Raw genomic sequence first — 16,466 nt, 5'->3', positions numbered from 1 at the left:
CAGCACGATGATCGCATTAGCCAAGCAGGTCCAGGCCTGCTGGACACGGTCAGCCCGATCAAGGACGACCTGCAGGAGGCCGAATCCGCGAGTGTGCCAGGAGTTCGTCCGCTCGATCATCCACCTGCGGGTGTGGTTGATCTCAATGAAGGTCCCCTTCGGTGAGATCTTCCACTCGCACCCGAACTCATCGAGCAGGTCTCGGGTGACATGCGAGTCGTAACCGGAATCGAGATCGACCCTCATGGTCTCGGGCAGGAAGAACCCGAACCGGGACAGACACTCCAGCGTGGGCCGCAGCAGTGGGGAATCGTGCCGGTTCGCTCCGGCCAGAATGACTCCGATCGGCAGGCCGTGGCCTTCGACGAGCACGGAGCGTTTCTGTCCGGACTTGCCACGATCGGTCGGGTTCGGTCCGGTGTTGTCCCCACCGCACGGGGCTTTCACACAGCAACCATCAATGCTCAGGTGAGTCAGGTCCAGGCCGATGAGCTGGTCGAAGGCCTCGAGCCCGATCTGCTCGAGACGAGCGAATACACCGTGGGCGATCCATTCATCGCGGCGGGCCCGCAGCGTTGTGGCTGAGACCCGGTCATCGGCATGTTTGGTGTAGGCACCGCCGAGGACGAGTCGAGTGACGAGCTTGTCGAAGATGACCCGATCGGCAACTCGCCGCCGGTGGCATCCGAGGGGATGGTCGTCGTTGATCGTGGGCAGAAGAGTCTTGAATTGGTCCCAGAGGGGGTCGATGACTGAAGATGGTAGTGCTGGCACGGGGAAGCTGTCCTGATGTCTTCGATAGTGATGTTTGTACTTCTATCGAAGCTGACGCTTCTCCGTGTCAGTCTGTTACGACACGCCGCGTGCAGGATACGCACACTCCCGACCTATCCGCGCAACCTCTTACAGGTCGGCGTTAGCCGGTCGATCTATCGGGACGGTAGTGAGGAGACGAGCGCGTCAAGCAGAGCGAAATCTGAGTGGCCCGAATGCGGCTGCAGCTATGCGCGAGAACAGACCGCCCGTCGTCTGACAATTTCCGGCGGATACGCCTTTGCTCCATCGCATCGATAGCTTGGCACCAGACATACATGCCATCACCTGTGCGAACAGGGAGTTCAAACGAACGGCGCGACCTTGTGGTGTCGGCGAGGCACTGTGCTCGTGCAACCTTCAGCCCGTGTCGTTTCTGAGGCGAGCCAAGCTCGACCGCTGATAAGAACTGGAGCGCCCTGGGTTTCGTTCCGTGGTTAGACGGTCGCGGGCGCGGTCGTCGTGGGGCGAGTGTAGGACGCTTCGACCTCGGCCGGGGTGTGGTAGTCGAGAGCTTCGTGGAGCCGGCGAGTGTTCCACCAGTGGACCCAGGCCATCGTCGCGATCTCCACGTCCGAGACCGACTCCCAGAACCGCTTCGAATAGATGAGCTCGGTCTTGTATAGCCCATTCACCGCCTCGGCCAGCGCGTTATCGTAGCTGTCTCCCACGGTCCCGACCGACGCTTTCACGCCGGCAGCCGTGAGAGCATCGGAGCAGGCGAGAGAAACATACCGAACGCCACGGTCGGAGTGGTGAATGAGTTCATCCCGTGTCCGCTGAGCGCCGGTAGAGATCAGCGCCTGCTCCAACGCCATGAGCGGAAGCGATTCCGTATGGAGGCTGGATGCGACCGCCCAGCCCACGATTCTGCGCGTGCACACGTCGGTGATGAACGCCGTGTAGCCGAATCCCGCGGGAAGCCGAACATACGTGATGTCCGCGACCCACAGCTGGTGCGGACGCTCCGCCACGAACTTCCGTTCCACGAGGTCCGGGCGATGATCCGGCTCCCGCGACGGGCGGGTCGTGACCGGCTTCCGGCCTCGCCGGACACCGTGCAGGCCCGCGTTGCGCATCAGCCGGGCGACCTGATCCCGGCCCACGTCCCAGCCCGCTCGGCGCATCGCATGCCACATCTTCCTCACCCCGTAGACGCCATAATTCTCCTGGTGAATCCTCGTGATCTCGGTGATCAGGGTGGCGTCTCTGAGGTCGCGGGCTGAGGCGGGGCGTGTTTTCGCCGCGCGGTAGCCGCGGGAGGTGATGAACCCACTCTCTGTCGCACCGAGGATGCGACAGATGGACTCGACCCCGAAACGCTTTCGGTGCATGTCGATGAACCGGATCATTTCGTCGTGGGGCGGTCGAGTTCCGCCGCGAAAAACGCTGATGCGGCCTTCAGGATTTCGTTCGCGCGCCGGGATTCAGCGAGTTCGCGACGCAGCCGCCGGTTTTCTTCCTCGAGCGATTCGCTCGGCGTGGTCGGAGCGTCGGTGGGGCCGTAGCGGTTGCACCAGATCCGCAGCGTCTCAGCGCCGACACCCAGTTGGGGCGCGACCGCCCGGATCGATGCTGCACGAGGACCTCCCTCGCGGGCCTGGCGGTCGAATACCATCCTCACCGCGCGCTCTCGCAGCTCAGGACTGAACTTCTTGGGCATGTTCCGATTCTCCTCCATGAGACTCGGAACGAAACCCAGGGCGCTTCAAACCTCGAACCCATCGAGGTGGCGGGCTAGGCCATACTCGAACAGGTCGTCAAGGTCCGGTGCCACGTCTTCTGACGACGCCGCTAGCAAAGGGAGTCGGCCGCTGGTCAGAGCCTCGCGGCGACCGGATCGCTGCGCCTGGGACCAGCGGTTGAGTGTCATGCCAGTGGCCCGCTCAGCCTCAGCCTCAGCCTCGTCGGCCTTGAACAATGCCACGGTGATCACGAGCGCATGCAAAGTGAGAACCGAAACCGGTGTCCTGCCGGACCCAGGCCGGCCCAGAAAGCGGCCCCGAGCGCACGATGGGAAGCAGACTGCGCAACCTTCTATCCTGGTCAGTCAGGACCTCAAGAATGGGCTGACTGGCAACGACTTACACGCAGCATCAGCGAAGGTTGCATCCTATATAGGCGCATCCTCGTTCGTAAAGAGCCACCAATGTGCTCATCTGGGACCTGCCACCTCGCCGTCTACGCACAGCTGCTGTGGGAAAATGCAGTCTTGAAAGGCGAGAAAGTCTCGGATTTCGGTTGAGGCGGCAAAGCGAAGATGTGACTCTTACATGACTGTCTATGAAAGAGGTCACATTGGGGTTCAAAGATGCCTTCAAGAGTCCGGCAACGTCGCTGGATGACCAAATGGAAAGCTACGCGACCGAGCGAGTTCCTCGATCACAGCGGTGGCCGGCATTCGCAATTCTCCTCATCCTCACTGGAAATGTCACTGCGATGTTCTGGTTCACTCTTGGCGGCCAGATGGGATTTCTGCTCGGCTGGCCGCTCATGCTCATCCCACTTTCCTATCTCATTGTTGTGTCTACAGTTCTTGGGTCCCTCATCATGCGGATTGCGTCGAAGGAAGGACTGAGCCTTGTGCTGCTGACTCGTGGTCTCGGTTTCGGCGCCAAAGGGTCGGCGGTCGCGTCATTCATCTACGGCATCAACTACGTCTTCTACTTCATCTTCGAGGGGAGCATCGTCTCCCATGCGTTGAGCCAGTACTTCGGGATCGGGCAGAACTCTCCGACTGCGAGCGTGATCTTCGCGCTCGTCGGTGCTGCGGCGCTGTACTTCGCCTGGCGAGGAATGCACTCGATGAACGTGCTGCAGCGATTCGGCATGCCGATCTTCATCGGTCTCTTCATCGTCGGAATCGTGATGCTCTCTCAAGGGCACGCGATCGTAGGTCCGGGCCAATGGGAGTCCCTGACCCCGAATGACCCAACGGTGATGTGGCAGGCGTTCTCACTGGCCAATGGTCAGATCGTGTTTCAAGCTCTTCTCGCGACAGACTATGGCCGGTTCTCCCGACCACAGATCGGCTACCGGGGCACGGCGGGGATCATGTTCGGCGAAATGTTCATGATCGGTATCGTCATGGTGCTCGGAGCTATGCTGGCGTTCACCGTCTATCCGAGTATCACCCAGGGAGATCCGGTTCTGTACTCGACCGATCCGGGATTCGTCTTTGCCCTGGTCATGGGCTTCCTCGGCGTGGTGTTCGCGATCATCACCCAGATCCGGATCAACGTGATGAACCTGTATTCGGGTTCACTCGCGTTCTCCAACACGTGGGACGCCTTCGCGAAGAAGCCGATCCGCAGAAACTGGTGGATGGTCGGCCTGCTTGTGCTCGGCATCATTCTCTACCCGATCAACGTCCTCCAATACACTGACACTTTCCTCGCAGTCACCGGCATCATGACGAATACGTGGATCTTCATCCTCCTCGCCGATTACTACCTGTGCCGGAAAGTGTTCAAGTACGCCCCTAGCGAGAAGATCGAATACGACGAGGCCCGTATCCGCAACTGGAACCCCTGCGGGATGATTGCCATGGGTGTGGCAGTTGCCATTGGAGCCTGTGGACTTGCCGGCGTCTATCCGGTCTACTACGCCTCATTCATCGCGATGTTCGTCGGGCCGATCATCCATATCGCCCTCACGGTGGGCACACGCGGACGGTTCTACACGGTCAGTAAGTCCGCCGAAACTGCCGAAGTCTGAAGTAACGCTAGGCTGGAAGGAAACATGCAATGAACGAAACAGAACTCCATTTCGAAACCATCGAAGCGATCTCCAACCGAATCGTTCGCTGCGAGCTCAGCTCCTTGGACGTCGTCGACCACATGCTCGACCGCATCGAGGCTGTCGACCCCTCGCTCGGGGCCTATTCATTCGTTGATGCCGACTGCGCCCGAGACGCAGCACGTGTGCGCGATGAGGAATACTCGAACGGCGACTGGCGCGGTCCACTCCACGGTGTTCCTGTGGCGATCAAGGACATCTACGGCGACAAAGACCGACCTTTCGAAATCGGCATGCCCAGCCGGCGCGGACTCAAGGCACACAGGACCGCGACCGTGGTCGAACGTCTGCGGGAAGCCGGAGCGGTCATCATCGGCCGAGTGCACACCACCGAAGGCGTCTACGGCGAACACACCAGCCCCTTCACGGCGCCGCGCAATCCGTGGGGATTCGACAGGTGGGTCGGGGTCTCCTCGAGTGGAAGCGGGTCATCGACTGCTGGGGGACTGGCTTTCGCCACTCTGGGATCGGATACGGGTGGATCGATTCGGATGCCCTCGGCGGCAAATGGAGTCACAGGACTCAAGCCGACATGGGGCAGATCGAGCAGATACGGCGTCTTCGAACTCGCCGGCACTCTCGACCATGTCGGGCCCATGACGCGGTCCGCGCGCGATGCGGGGATCGTACTCTCAGCAATTGCCGGATACGACCCCAAAGACCCGACATCGCTGTCCGTCCCCGTCGATGATTATGGGGTGCGCACGAACAGCGACCTGAGCGGATTGCGCATCGGCATCGACTTCTCCTGGGCGTTGACTGATGTCTCGGAGACTGTGCGCAGCAGTCTGTTGGCCGCGATCAGCACGCTTGAGTCTCTGGGGGCTCGGGTGGTGCCGCTGCAGTTCCCCGATCCTGAGCAGATCAATGACGACTGGTTCACTGTCTGCGGTGTGCAGACCGCACTCGCACACGGATCCTGGTTCGATGAACATGAAGCGAGTTATGGCGATGCGCTCGGTGAGCTCATCAGGATCGGTCGCAGAACCTCGGCAACAGAGCATCAGGAGGTGCTCAGTAGGCGGGACGAGTTCAAAGGTCGCGTGGCTCACCTGCTTTCGGAGGTCGACGCGATGTTCATCCCCGGTCTGCCCTATGAGGCGCCGTCGGCAGAGGACATGCGGGTGATGGGCGCGACGCAGTTGGCGGAGGTGCACCGCTATACGGTGCCCTTCACCATGAGCCAGATGCCGACAATCACGTTCCCCATCGGCTTCACCGCGGTCGACCACCTGCCGGTCGCCGGTCAGCTGGTTGGTGCTGCACTGACGGAGCAGAAGCTCGTTCGCATCGCCGACGCATTCCAGCAGGTGACCGAATTCCACCGTCTGCACCCAAACGTGTGAGGGTAGAGGGCCGGCAAAGAGAGTGAAGTGGCGCACAGCGCTACATTCATGCGCTCAGACCGTAGATATCGGTTATGAAGCTTACTCACCCGGACCGCCGGCGGCATAGACATCCTCAAACTGCCGGTGGCTATTGAAAGGACGTTGTAGCGGTGTGAGTTACCATGGGATCATGAGTGATGCGTTCGGTTTGGCGGCGATTCGTCAGGTACTTGCAACAGAAGCACGTCTCCGGGAAGTTCGTAAGGCGATTCAAGTAAAAATGCCGGTGGAGTCGGAAGCTGATCTAACTGCTTTAAGACAGCGTTTAGAGCAGAGTCCCACCGATACTGAGACAGACCATCTGGGTGCTTTGGGTAACGAAATGGCGGTTCTCGACCGGCAGGTGCTGGCGGAGTCACTATTGGCTTTGGGTGAGATCGGGTTCGACAGCGCAGCTGTAGCTGTCGCTCACGTATTGGACGAGGTTCGACAGTCCGACGCGGCCACTTCCGCAGTTTAGGCTGACACAGTTAACGGTATTTTACTGATGTGTGTCTTTGCTCAAGCGGGCAGGCCCTCTTGTCTCGTGAGCGCTTCGGGCCTAGGCGAAATTGCCCGCCCAGCGAGACGATCTTCCGCTTCGCAAGTGCTGCGATGCGATGCAGGATTCGGTGCGGAGAGCTCGACCGATCGGTCATGCCGGGTTCCATTCAGTGCGGCAACGGGTTGCCAATTTGCGTGAAGTGAGGGGCGGCACCATGAGCATCTTCGCGACGTGGCTGACTGGATATGCCTCATCAACTATCTCTCGGCTGAGGCGAAGCTCTTTGCGCGGTGTGAGTACAGCGTTGACGTTGGCTTCTACACAGCCTTGACGGGACACCATGAGGGCGAGGACTGCCATCTGTTTCCCTCGATCGCCGCCGCGCACCCTGAACTGCAAAGTACACTGCGGGCGCTGGAGCAGGATCACTCGACGATCGCCCACCTCATTTCCAGGCTGCAGTCTTCCATCGCCGCGTCGGCGACGCCCGCGGAACTTGCCTGCCCCTTGAGGTGATCGCCGCAATCATGGAGAATCAGTTCCGATACTAGGAGCGGCAACTCCTCGAGCTGCTAGAGACACTCACGCTCAACGTCGATGGGAAACGCGTTCTGGGCAGACAGAACAGCCGTAGATCCCACCGTGCCGACTTTGGTGGACGGACCTCCGCGGCCGCCTCTTGCGCGGCTAAGGCGGGTTGGACAAGTCCGACAGGTGCCGATAGCCTGTTGCGGGGTTGAGGCCGGATTTTGTCGAGTGAGCTGGAACACCTCGGCCGCGCTCTGTGAAAGCCCGGCGAACATTTACTTCGACCTCTTTGAGCTGCACAGAAAGGCTTGGCGTCATGAGCTGGATAGTGCGCACGAAGAGCGAAGCTTACCGCCTCCGGAGCGCTGGGCGCATCGAAGTGGAGCAGGCCGGGCCGTTGCACCACGGGGATGCGATGCTTGAGTGGGGATCGGTCACAAAGACCGTCACTGCCCGAATTGCGGAACTCCTTGACCGCGAGGGCTCGATCAATTTGTCAGCTCCCGTGAGTGAGCTTCTACCGGAGACAGGGCTCCCAAGGGAAGTAGATGTTCGCAGTCTTGCCGAACACACCTCGGGGCTGCCTCGGCTACCCAAGGGAATGATAAGAACTGCGGCCGATGCTCGCGATCCTTACGCGAAGTACACTACGGAGCGCTTCGACTCCGACGTTTTGCCTGACATATCAGAGCAAATGCGCGGCCCTGTCGGGTCGTTCGAGTACTCGAATCTTGGATACGCGGTCCTCACACGTGTACTCGAGGTGGCCACCGGGCACGACTGGTGGACGCTCGCGGAGCGACACGTCTTCACCCCGCTGGGAGTCACGGACGTCTCGATACACCCAGATCCAAACAATGTTCCCGTCCTCCTTACCTGGGCTGGCCGCGCATGCAAGCAGTGGAAGCTTTCTGGTCCATTCGTCGGCGCGGGAGGCCTCCACGGTACTTTCGATGCGCTCGAACGCTACGCCACCGCCCGCGCACAGCAAACGCCTGGGGAGAAGCCGTTCGGGTGGATGGATGATGGAGATCAATACTGGCATGACGGGGGGACCTTGGATCATGCCGCGTTCGTCGGGGTTTCCCATGACGGATCGAAAGTGGTCACTGTGCATACGCTGGGATACGACGAAGGACAGGTCAACAAGACCGCTGTACGCCTCAAGCGGAATGCCTGCGGGGCATCGGCTACGAATCGCTGGTCAAGTTACTGGCCTCGGTCTTGATCCAGATCAGCGTGGCAGCGAGGTTGATGCTGGCGCGGTAGTTGCGGGCCAGCTTGTCTGAGCGCATCGCGATCCCGCGCTATTGCTTGAGGCGGTTGAAGCATCGCTCGACGACGTTGCGGCCCCGGTAGCGTTCTTGCCGCTGATGGCCGAAGTCGATGGGCCGGCCAGGCTGCTTGCGGCGGTGAGCGATCTGGTCGTCGCGTTCGGGGATCGTGGTGGCGATGTCCCGGGCACGTAGCCATGCCCGGTTTGCCTTCGACGGATTGTCGAGCTTGATCTGGTCATGGACTTCGCCTGTCGGGGCCACCCTGGGGGTCACGCTCCAGCACCATTGGATCTTTCGGGTGAAGGTGCGCGTGCTGGTAGCGAAATCGCCTCGTGGCTGCGTGCTGGTCAACCATGCGATGAAGCTAGTGAAGTCTGCCTTCTTCGCTGAATCGGTGCGCGTCTGAATTGCTGAGGACCCGCAGTGTTTGCACCGCCATCTGGTGCGTCCGGCACTGGTTTTCCCGTTCTTGACGAGCTTGTTTGCACATACACCACAGATGAGGTGATTTCTGGGATTGGGCACTGAACATGGTTGCAGAGCATGTTCAACCCAGTCTTGGCCTACACGCTACTGGGCAAGCAGAGTATCCTGTACACACATTTTGGCCTATAATCCATGAAGCAAGGCTTAGAAATAGTCCTCGAGGGGGCCCATATTTATTCGTAGGCCCCGGACGGGGTCTGGTCGCTGGTCCTGGTATGGCTTGGTTTGCCCTGTCATGAATGATCCGGGGGTGCTGCCGCCAGGAATCCAGGACGCGCGTTGACTGCTGATAGGGGCTCGGCCCAGTTGTACTGAGGTCTCGTCGTAACGTGGGTGCCAGCATCGGGTGTCATGACATACCTGCGACTAAGGGCTGGATGGTCGAGGAGGACTGTCATGAACACCGAATACGACGTTTGGTGAGGACTCGACGTCGGCAAAACTAGCCATCATGGTTCCGGACTGGACCCGGCAGGTGAACGGGTCTTCGACCACGAGTTCCCGCAAGACGAGACTGCGCTTCGGGACGTGATCACGACTCTGCAGAACGAGTACGGCCGAGTGCTCGTCATCGTCGATCAACCCAACACAATCGGGGCGCTTCCCGTCGCGGTCGCAAGGGACTGCGGAGCCGATATCGCCTATCTGCCCGGTCTGGCGATGCGTAAGGCTGCCGATCTGTATCCGGGGCAGGCGAAGACTGATGCCAGGGATGCGTTCATCATCGCTGACACTGCCAGAACCATGCCACACACACTGAGACCAGTCGACCGTGAGTCCGATGTTCTGGCGAATCTGAAAGTTTTGGCTGGTACGGATGAGGACCTGGCTCATGACATCACCAGGGCCATCAACCGGTTGCGGTCGCTGTTGCTCCAGATCCACCCCGCGCTGGAACGTGCCTTCAAAGGAACCGTGCTGACCAGGACGGTTGTGCTGGACCTGCTGATCCGGTACCGGGGTACGGCCGGGTTGCGTGAGGCAGGGGAATCCGGGGTGAAGCGGTGGGCTGAGAACCATACCCGCAAGGATCCGTCGGCACTGATTGATGTGGTCTTCGATGCTTTGGCTGAGCAGACGGTGACCGTGTCCGGCAGTCAGGCCTCGGAGTCGGTGGTGCCGCGGCATGCTGCCAGCATCAAGGCGTTGAAGGCGGAACGTCACGAGATCGAGGCTGAAGCTGAGGAACTGGCGGATTCGCTCCCTCTTCTTCAGGTCTTAACGTCGATGCCGGGAATCGGCGTTAAGACCGCGTCCCAGATCCTCCTGGCAGCCGGCGATTTCAGCGCGTTTAAGACTGCTGGCCATTTGGCTGCGTATGCCGGTATTGCTTCGGTCACGAGACGCGCTGGAGCGTCGATTCGCGGCGAGTTCCCATCGTGGGCGGGCAACAAACGGTTGAAGAACGCACTGTTCCACTCTGCCTGGGTGGCATCGTGTCATGCTCCATTGTCGAAGGCGTATTACGACCGGAAGCGAGCTGAGGGGAAACGCCATAATGCTGCGGTGATGTGCCTGGTTCGTCGCCGGCTCAACGTCCTATTCGCGATGGTCAAGGCCGGGGCCTTCTACGAGGCGAGGACCCCGGCTGCTGCTTGACAATGAATGAAACGGGCGATGGTGAATCCTTCTTCTTCCCTTGTCCTGAATGGCCTGCAGGTCCTCAGGTAGGGTTTGAGTGAAGTGGGTGAGGGTGATGTCGCCTGGGCGGCACGACTCGCCGTGCGCGAGGGTGACTGTTCCGTTGTTAGCTTCTCCGCTCCAGTGCGGGATCGAGCCGATACCGGAGGTTGAAGCTGCTTCCTGGGTCGTCTCGTCTGAGGCGCCGTAAGGGGCCCGCAGGGAGGACCCCACGACGTCGTCGCTGAACCTGTCCTCTAACGTTTCGACCATGCCACAGATCTCTTGCTGTTGATCGTCGAACCTGTGCTGTGTGAGGTCAGCGTGAGTCTGCGTGTGAGTGCGGACGTGAATTCCCATTGCGGTGTACTCCTCGAAATATGAGGAGTGGTACTTCATTGGATCTTCGTTGAGGAAGAGAGAGACCGGCATCTGGTGTTCCCGAACGACCTCCAGCGCTTCCTGGCTGGGGTGATGACCGTCGTCGATGGACACGAAGATCACCGGTTCTACAGCGGCCACCTGATGGAGGGCATCGGGCTGCTGGTCGCCTGTAGGGCTCTCGGAGTGGTCAGAGCTGCTGATGGGACCGGAGAGGCCAGAAACTGTGTTGGCTGCGCAGGCTGACACTGCCGCAATGGTGGCAACCATGAGTCCGCCTAGGAAGAGCGACGTCTCTCTATCTGGCCGACGTCGGGGTGATCTATTGCGGGTTAGTTGAGGTGTTTGTCGTGTCCATGCCTGATACGGCCGCGGGCGGAGTCTGTAGTCCAATCGCCGGAACGTCGCAGTTCGGAGCCGCTTTGACTGTGACAGGACTGCGACACCCCGGCGATCAAGCGCTGATCCTGACCAGGGAGAGTCCTGTCCATGACTGACTCGTCCACAACTCACCCGCGCCCCGAGACGGCGCGGAGGGACCCTTCGCGTCTCTCCTCATTGGACGGCCTGCGCGGGCTGGCGATCGTCGCAGTGTTGCTGTTCCACACTGGACATCTGGACGGCGGCTTCCTGGGCGTCGACCTGTTCCTCGTGCTCTCCGGATTCCTGATTACCGGACTGCTGCTGCGTGAGATCACCACCACCGGTTCGATCTCGCTGCTCCGGTTCTGGGGTCGGAGGCTCCGCCGGCTCTTCCCTGCACTTGCTGCGGTATTGGTCGGGGTGGCATTGGCGGTGTGGTGGATTGAACGTTCTGCGGCCTCGACGGCTGTGAACGCAGAGCTGGTGCGCACAACACTGTCAGACGGTCTATGGGTCCAGTTGCACCTGGTCAACTGGCATCTGCTGGCGCAGGACGCCAGCTACTGGGAGGCCTTCGGCCAATCGCGGCTCTTCACACATCTATGGAGCATCGCGGTAGAGGAACAGTTCTACATCCTTTGGCCGGTTCTCCTGCTGGTGGTGGTCACCGTGTTGACCGTAGCGCTCGGCACGGGAGCCCGGTTCGACCAGGCGACGTTGGGGTGGGCGGTGATCATCGTCTGCGCCGTCCTCGCCGCCCTGTCTCAGGTCCTGATGGTGGCGCTGCTGGACCCGGCCGATCCCACCCGGGTCTACACCGGCACCGACACCAGGGCCTTCTCCCTGCTGCTCGGTGCCGCGGCCGCGACAAAGCCGGCACGTCGGTTGTTTAACACAATGGTCCACGGGTTGGGCCGCGTCGCCGGGCCGGTGATGCTTCTGCTGGCAGCGGGGCTCCTCCTCTCGTGGGGCGTAGTCAGTGGCACTGACTCCCCGGGCCTGTTCACCGGGGGCCTGTTCCTCCATGCCGCAGTCTCTGCGTTGCTGATCGGGCTGTGCGCAGCCCACCACCGTACGGCGCACCAGCACTCCGCACCGCACCGCGAGGTCTACCACCGCTCAGCAACCGTACGGCGTGGGGTGCTGCGTTCTGTTCTGGAGAGCCCTCCGCTGCGGTGGTTGGGCCGGATCTCCTACAGCCTCTACCTCTGGCACTGGCCGGTGATCGCTTTCATGGAGGCAGGGGAGACCGCGCTCTTCGGCGAATGGAAACATACTGTGATGATCTTCCTCGTCTCAGTGACTTTGGCGGGGGTCTCGACGCACCTGATCGAGGATCCGGTGCGATTCCGTGCCCGGTGGGCACGGGGAAGGACCGGAGCCGCTGTATTCGCCCTAGTCAGCGTGGGGCTGCTGTGCCTGTGGCTTCTGCTGCCAGCCCCTGCGGCCACACAGATCGACGTCTCCGGGTTCTGAGCCGCACTGCTGCTCAGAGCACGGGGCAGGAGGCCGGATCCGCAACGAGGTCGGTGAACCGCAGCTGCACCTGGTCCTGTTCTGCGCCGCCGGCCTGGATATGGGTGGCCGCAGCGGTGCAGACGATCTGATCGATGCCCGCGCCGTCGACCTCGGAGGAGGACAGCGGCAGGCGCAGCTCGACCACATCGGCCCGGACAGAGGTCCCCACCCTGGTCAGCGTCGTCTCATCGATGTCGGTCTCCAGCCCGGAATCTCCGGGGCCGGTCAGCAGCAGTCCGACGGCGTCGGAGATCGAGCCCAGTTGGCCGGTGTCTCTCTGCTGAGCCACGAGTTCCCCGCCTTCGTCCACAAAGTACAGGGTCGCCCCCGGGGCCAAACCTGTGGGCGCCTCAGGGCCCTCTTCGAGGCCGGATTGCTGGATTCCGCAGCCGCTGATCAGCATCACGGCGGCCAGTGCGGCGGGCAGCGCGGTGCGGGTTGCTGCAATCCTCATCAGGCGGCACCTCCTGTACAAGTGGGGTCTTCGTGCTGCTTCGGGAGCCAGAGGGTGAACCGGGCCCCGCCCTCGGGGGCGTTCTCCACTGTGATGTCACCGCCGTGGAGCTCGGCGTTCTCCAACGCGATGGCTAGGCCCAGCCCGCTGCCCGCCGAGCGGGCCCGTGACGCATCGGCCTTGTAGAATCTGCCGAACAACTTTCCCAGCTGCTCCGGCGGGACCCCGGGGCCGGAATCGGTGACCTCCACCGCCATGTGGTCAGCGTGTGAGAAGAGCTTCACCCGCACCGGTGCTCCGCCGTGCTTGAGCCCGTTGCCGATCAGGTTGGCGACCACCACATCCAGACGACGCCGGTCAGCCACCACAGAGTACGGCTGACCGGCGTCCTGAGTGAGCACCTCCACGTCGTCGCTCCAGCCGCGCACCCGGATGCAGCTGCTCATCAGAGAAGCGAGATCGGTGTTCTCGCGGTGCATGGGGGCGGTGCGGGAGTCGAAGCGGGCTATCTCCATGATGTCCTCGACCATCTGGACCAGCCGGCGGGTCTCAGTGATCGCCAGGCGAGCCGACTCCCTGGCGTCGCTCTCATCTGCCGTCTCCTGCCCGGTCTCCTCGCGGAGCTGCAGGGTGTCTCCCAGGATCTCCACCGCTGCGGTTAGCGTGGTCAGCGGAGTCCGCAGCTCATGGGACACATCAGCGGCGAAACGTTTGGCGTCCTCCTGCATCCGGGCCATGGAGACCATCGAATCCTGCAATGACTCCGCCATCTCATCGACGGTACGGGCCAAGGCCGCCAATTCATCGACGCCTCGGGGCTCGGTCCGGGCCTCCAGGTCACCGTCGGCGAGCTTCCGGGCGGTGGTGCTGAGCTTGCGGACCGGCGCCAGCACGGTGTGGGCCGCCAGAAGCGCCAGCACCACCGCCACCGGCAGCACCAGGGCGGAGGTGGTCACTGAGGAGCGGGTCAGCCCGGCCAGCTCCTCCTCCACCCCTGATAGGTCCTGGGCGGCGTAGACCTCCACACCGGAGGCCGCTCGGCCGCCGGCGGGATCAGTGACCATCACCGGCGTGCCCACGACGAGCCACGGGGCGCCGTCGACGACGACCTGCTCGGTGTAGGCCCGCCCCTCACCCGCGGCCTGGCCGACGGCCTCTCTCATCTCCGCCGAGGTAACACCGAGCGCCTGGGACCCGGCGAAGACCCCGGAGGAGGAACTGGCACCCTCATAGACGGCCAGAGCGTTGTCCCCGGCAGAGTCTCTCAGCTGCTCCAGGTCCTCTTCACTCGGCGGGTATCCGACCGCCGGGGCTGCAGAGGAAACTTGGTCAACCAAATTCTGCCCGTGCTGCTGCTGGCTGAATCCGGCTAGCGAACGCGCAGCCTGCTGGGTGCTCGCCCATGCCGCCGCGCTGGCCCCCAACACGGCGACGAGCACGAAGACGACGACGAAGCGCGCACGTAGCCCACCCATCATCAGAGCACCCAGGACTCTGCGGAGCCCCCGACGCCAGGCCGTTTCGTGTCGGCTCATCTCGGGCTCGCTCATACCGGGCCGAAGCGATAGCCGAAGCCGCGGGCGGTCTGGATGAACGCCGGGCGCCCGGGATCTTCCTCGAGCTTCGCCCGCAGCCGCATCACCGCGTTGTCCACCAGCCGGGAATCTCCGAGGTACCCGTGCTCCCAGACCTCTTCTAAGAGCTGCTCTCGGGTGAAGACCCTCCCGGGCGCCCGGGAGAGGGTCAGTAGCAACCGCAGCTCGGTGGGGGTCAGCGGGACCAGCTCGCCGTCGAGCGTCACGGTCAGCGATTCTGTGTCGATGCGCAGTCCACGATGGGCTCGCACCCCGGCCGGTTCGCTGACCGCCCGGCGTAGCACTGCACGGATCCGGGCGTCCAACACGGCCGGCTGCACCGGTTTGACCGCATAGTCATCGGCACCGGCTTCTAGGCCCCCGACCACGTCTAGGTCATCTCCCCGGGCGGTGAGCATGATGATCGGGACCTGAGAGCGCTCCCGGAGCCGCCGGCAGACCTCGAAGCCGTCGATGCCGGGGAGCATCAGATCCAGCACCACCAGCTCCGGCACGTGTTGTTCGAAGGAGGAGAGGCCTTCCTCCCCGGTCCCCGTGGTGACCATGGTGTAGCCGTGCCGGCTCAGGGCAAGCTCCAGGCTGCGGCGGACCAGCGGGTCGTCTTCTATCAGCAGAATAGAGGTCACTTCCTCAGTATACGGACGCGCTGTGCCCTGAAAAGCGCAGAATTCTGAGCAGGAGACCTTTTGCGACATGACTGAGACATTCCCGCGGGTCATCGGTGACATGGGATCAGCACAGTGGAACCCATGACTATACGAATCACAGCACCCAAGATCCTGCTCACCGCTTCCGTCCTGGCCGCAGCGGCATTCACCCTCGCGGCCTGCGGAAGCGTCACCGGAGACAGCGGAGAAGCCGGCGGCCAGGACGGCTGGACGGAGTCGGACTCCACCGCCGAGGCTGGCCTTTCCCCCATGCTGTTCATCGGAGACTCTGTGGCAGGACAACAGGCGCTGCCCCTGACTCAGGCCATGGCCGAATCTGGAGCCTATTTCATCGATGGAACCTCCACCGGAGGCGGCAACCTCGTAGGCCCCAACGCTGAAGAGTCCTGGAAGACACTGCCTGAAGAGATCGAAGAGGCTGCAGGCGGGGTCATCGTTTACCAGATCACCAGCTATGACTGGGGGGCCTCTGCGGAACAGGAAGAGGCCTATAGCGACCTGGCCGAGGCGGCCTCGGACGTTGGTGCCGATCTGCTGTTGATCTCGATGCCTCCCATCGAGCCAGACGAGTTTTACGAAGATCACATGGATGAACTCGCCAGCGCCGAGGACGTCGCGCGTAGTATGGCCGATGACAACGACGGAGTCGAGTACGTCGATGCTTCAGCGGTCTGGGGAGAGGAATACGCCCAGGAGCACGAGGGAGAAGTCCACCGCAGTGATGACGGTATTCACGTCTGTCCACAGGGGGCAGCACGCTTCACCTCGTGGCTGATGGAGGAGCTCACCGAGCTCTACCCCGAGTTTGAGTCCGCCGATGCCGAAGAGTGGGCCAACAACGGTTGGGCCGACGACGAGGCCTTCTTCGGCTGCGGATGATGATTATGACAGTGTGAAGTGGCCCCGGCATGGCGGTTTCATTTGGCCCCAGCCGCGACTCGCCGATGGTGCCACCGAATTACCTGATCGTGGCACAAATGTCTCAAATTCCACCAAAGGCTCTCAGCGCCGTGCAAGCTGAGATCCGTTTGATTCTGGGGAGGCGAGGCCCTACTAGGGCATGTCTCCTTTATTCGAGGTCTTCGGACTGGCA

Annotated in this window: 14 protein-coding genes, 3 pseudogenes and 1 other annotated feature; of the genes and pseudogenes, 8 read left to right on the top strand and 9 right to left on the bottom strand. The window is 61.9% G+C overall.

The genetic code is table 11. The features are described from left to right. The 3 genes from FO013_RS21630 to FO013_RS21620 all read right to left on the bottom strand — a co-directional run. Positions 1-774, bottom strand: a 774-nt coding sequence (locus FO013_RS21630) for an IS5 family transposase (RefSeq protein ID WP_143924629.1), incomplete at its 3' end; no start/stop codon positions are given. Positions 775-1,250: 476 nt separating this feature from the next. Then, a protein-coding gene (locus tag FO013_RS21625) for an IS3 family transposase (RefSeq protein ID WP_143924628.1) occupies positions 1,251-2,476 on the bottom strand; the annotation gives its coding sequence in 2 pieces (ribosomal slippage) (positions 1,251-2,194 and positions 2,194-2,476; 1,227 coding nt in all). Continuing rightward, positions 2,102-2,204: a sequence feature (AL1L pseudoknot), on the bottom strand. (Overlaps the previous gene by 103 nt.) Positions 2,477-2,521: 45 nt before the next feature. Further along, the gene (locus FO013_RS21620) at positions 2,522-2,749 is read right to left on the bottom strand and encodes a TetR/AcrR family transcriptional regulator C-terminal domain-containing protein (RefSeq protein ID WP_143924627.1); all 228 of its coding nucleotides are present in this window, start codon (positions 2,747-2,749) and stop codon (positions 2,522-2,524) included. 347 nt (positions 2,750-3,096) lie between these two features. On the opposite strand from FO013_RS21620, the gene FO013_RS21615 reads away from it, so the two are divergent. The 5 genes and pseudogenes from FO013_RS21615 (at position 3,097) to FO013_RS21595 (ending at position 8,239) form a co-directional block, all read left to right on the top strand. After that, on the top strand, positions 3,097-4,530 hold the full coding sequence (locus FO013_RS21615; RefSeq protein WP_143924626.1) for a purine-cytosine permease family protein: 1,434 nt from the start codon (positions 3,097-3,099) through the stop codon (positions 4,528-4,530). 29 nt (positions 4,531-4,559) lie between these two features. After that, positions 4,560-5,957: an amidase gene (locus tag FO013_RS21610; RefSeq protein WP_143924625.1), complete on the top strand. Its 1,398-nt coding sequence runs from the start codon at positions 4,560-4,562 to the stop codon at positions 5,955-5,957. A 172-nt stretch (positions 5,958-6,129) separates the two neighbouring features. Beyond that, positions 6,130-6,459, top strand: coding sequence for a hypothetical protein (locus FO013_RS21605; RefSeq protein ID WP_143924624.1), 330 nt, complete (start codon positions 6,130-6,132; stop codon positions 6,457-6,459). Positions 6,460-6,702: 243 nt separating this feature from the next. After that, positions 6,703-6,999, top strand: a pseudogene (locus FO013_RS22715) (hemerythrin domain-containing protein); the annotation flags it as partial. 328 nt (positions 7,000-7,327) lie between these two features. Next, entirely contained in the window at positions 7,328-8,239 is a 912-nt protein-coding gene (locus FO013_RS21595; RefSeq protein ID WP_143924623.1) for a serine hydrolase domain-containing protein, read from the top strand. A 79-nt stretch (positions 8,240-8,318) separates the two neighbouring features. Here the strand turns inward: FO013_RS21595 and FO013_RS21590 are convergent, their stop codons facing one another. Both FO013_RS21590 and FO013_RS23445 read right to left on the bottom strand, forming a co-directional pair. Then, complete coding sequence (locus FO013_RS21590; protein ID WP_143924622.1) at positions 8,319-8,561, bottom strand: hypothetical protein; 243 nt, start codon at positions 8,559-8,561, stop codon at positions 8,319-8,321. Positions 8,562-8,708: 147 nt separating this feature from the next. After that, a pseudogene (locus FO013_RS23445) lies at positions 8,709-8,813 on the bottom strand (transposase-like zinc-binding domain-containing protein); the annotation flags it as partial. A gap of 384 nt (positions 8,814-9,197) precedes the next feature. Here FO013_RS23445 and FO013_RS21585 point away from each other — a divergent pair. Then, positions 9,198-10,373, top strand: a pseudogene (locus FO013_RS21585) (IS110 family RNA-guided transposase); the annotation flags it as partial. Here the strand turns inward: FO013_RS21585 and FO013_RS21580 are convergent. Then, complete coding sequence (locus tag FO013_RS21580; RefSeq protein WP_143924621.1) at positions 10,314-11,045, bottom strand: polysaccharide deacetylase family protein; 732 nt, start codon at positions 11,043-11,045, stop codon at positions 10,314-10,316. The pseudogene FO013_RS21585 and the gene FO013_RS21580 sit on opposite strands and share 60 nt — an antisense overlap. A 219-nt stretch (positions 11,046-11,264) precedes the next feature. Between FO013_RS21580 and FO013_RS21575 the strand changes: the two genes are divergently transcribed. Further along, positions 11,265-12,614, top strand: a complete 1,350-nt coding sequence (locus tag FO013_RS21575) for an acyltransferase family protein (RefSeq protein ID WP_143924620.1) — start codon at positions 11,265-11,267, stop codon at positions 12,612-12,614. Positions 12,615-12,627: 13 nt separating this feature from the next. Here FO013_RS21575 and FO013_RS21570 read toward each other — a convergent pair whose 3' ends face one another. The 3 genes from FO013_RS21570 to FO013_RS21560 are packed head-to-tail and all read right to left on the bottom strand — an operon-like array spanning position 12,628 to position 15,331. Further along, on the bottom strand, positions 12,628-13,110 hold the full coding sequence (locus FO013_RS21570; RefSeq protein WP_143924619.1) for a hypothetical protein: 483 nt from the start codon (positions 13,108-13,110) through the stop codon (positions 12,628-12,630). After that, on the bottom strand, positions 13,110-14,645 hold the full coding sequence (locus FO013_RS21565) for a sensor histidine kinase (RefSeq protein WP_143924618.1): 1,536 nt from the start codon (positions 14,643-14,645) through the stop codon (positions 13,110-13,112). The genes FO013_RS21570 and FO013_RS21565 overlap by 1 nt, the downstream gene beginning before the upstream one ends. 11 nt (positions 14,646-14,656) lie before the next feature. Then, positions 14,657-15,331: a response regulator transcription factor gene (locus tag FO013_RS21560; RefSeq protein WP_143924617.1), complete on the bottom strand. Its 675-nt coding sequence runs from the start codon at positions 15,329-15,331 to the stop codon at positions 14,657-14,659. A gap of 123 nt (positions 15,332-15,454) precedes the next feature. Between FO013_RS21560 and FO013_RS21555 the strand changes: the two genes are divergently transcribed. Further along, positions 15,455-16,252 (top strand): SGNH/GDSL hydrolase family protein, encoded by a 798-nt coding sequence (locus FO013_RS21555; protein WP_222103702.1) that lies wholly within the window; start codon positions 15,455-15,457, stop codon positions 16,250-16,252. The last annotated feature ends 214 nt before the right edge of the window (positions 16,253-16,466 follow it).

This window comes from Brevibacterium aurantiacum (assembly GCF_007558825.1).
Classification (GTDB): Bacteria; Actinomycetota; Actinomycetes; order Actinomycetales; family Brevibacteriaceae; genus Brevibacterium; species Brevibacterium aurantiacum_A.
The sequence above is the reverse complement of the archived record's forward strand: the minus strand, read 5'-3'. Positions and strand labels throughout refer to the sequence as shown.

Coding starts and splice junctions, on each gene's coding strand:
- FO013_RS21615 (WP_143924626.1), top strand. CDS start 3,097: ATGAAAGAGGTCACATTGGGGTTCAAAGATGCCTTCAAGAGTCCGGCA.
- FO013_RS21610 (WP_143924625.1), top strand. CDS start 4,560: ATGAACGAAACAGAACTCCATTTCGAAACCATCGAAGCGATCTCCAAC.
- FO013_RS21605 (WP_143924624.1), top strand. CDS start 6,130: ATGAGTGATGCGTTCGGTTTGGCGGCGATTCGTCAGGTACTTGCAACA.
- FO013_RS21595 (WP_143924623.1), top strand. CDS start 7,328: ATGAGCTGGATAGTGCGCACGAAGAGCGAAGCTTACCGCCTCCGGAGC.
- FO013_RS21580 (WP_143924621.1), bottom strand. CDS start 11,045: ATGGTTGCCACCATTGCGGCAGTGTCAGCCTGCGCAGCCAACACAGTT.
- FO013_RS21575 (WP_143924620.1), top strand. CDS start 11,265: ATGACTGACTCGTCCACAACTCACCCGCGCCCCGAGACGGCGCGGAGG.
- FO013_RS21570 (WP_143924619.1), bottom strand. CDS start 13,110: ATGAGGATTGCAGCAACCCGCACCGCGCTGCCCGCCGCACTGGCCGCC.
- FO013_RS21565 (WP_143924618.1), bottom strand. CDS start 14,645: ATGAGCCGACACGAAACGGCCTGGCGTCGGGGGCTCCGCAGAGTCCTG.
- FO013_RS21555 (WP_222103702.1), top strand. CDS start 15,455: ATGACTATACGAATCACAGCACCCAAGATCCTGCTCACCGCTTCCGTC.